At 51.5% G+C, this 784-nt stretch carries 1 protein-coding gene; it reads left to right on the forward strand.

The genetic code is table 11. The features are described from left to right. On the forward strand, positions 1-784 hold a 784-nt coding region (locus tag R7Q09_RS25050), incomplete at both ends, for a DHH family phosphoesterase (RefSeq protein ID WP_318143811.1).

Genomic DNA, 784 nt, shown 5'->3' on the forward strand with positions numbered 1-784 from the left:
GATTCCATTCCTCCGATCTTAAAACGCATTTACATCAATCGCGGTATTACTGACATCGCGCAGCGAGAAACCTCTGCTCGTGGATTGCATTCGTACCAAAAGCTTGGCGGCATTGAGCAGGCGGTTGAGTTGTTGTTCCAAGCGATTCAAGAGCAAAAACGCATCATCGTGGTGGGTGACTTTGACGCAGATGGCGCAACGAGTTCTGCTCTTTCTGTATTGGCATTACGTATGCTTGGCAGCAATAACGTCGATTACTTGGTGCCGAACCGCTTTGAAGATGGCTACGGTTTGAGCCCAGAGGTGGTCGATCAAGCATTGGAACTTGGCGCAGAAATGATCATGACGGTCGACAATGGCGTATCGTCGATTGAAGGTGTGCGCTACGCCAAAGAAAATGGCATTACCGTATTGGTGACAGACCACCATTTGCCAGGACAAGTTCTGCCAGAAGTGGATGCGATGGTGAACCCAAACCTCGACAGTTGTGCGTTTCCTTCTAAAGCGTTGGCTGGCGTTGGTGTGGCGTTCTACCTGATGATGGCGTTGTGCGTCCACATGCGAAAACACAATTGGTTTGCTCAGCAAGGCATGCAAGAGCCGAAACTGATGGAGCTGATCGACCTTGTCGCACTGGGCACTGTCGCTGATGTTGTGCCGCTTGATGAGAACAACCGAATTCTGGTGCATCAAGGGTTGCAGCGCATTCGTGCGGGGAAAGCGCGCCCAGGTATTCAGGCACTGATTGAAGTGGCGAAACGCGATGCGCGACGTTTGGTGGCAT

The sequence above is a fragment of the Vibrio sp. 2130-1 genome, assembly GCF_033339515.1.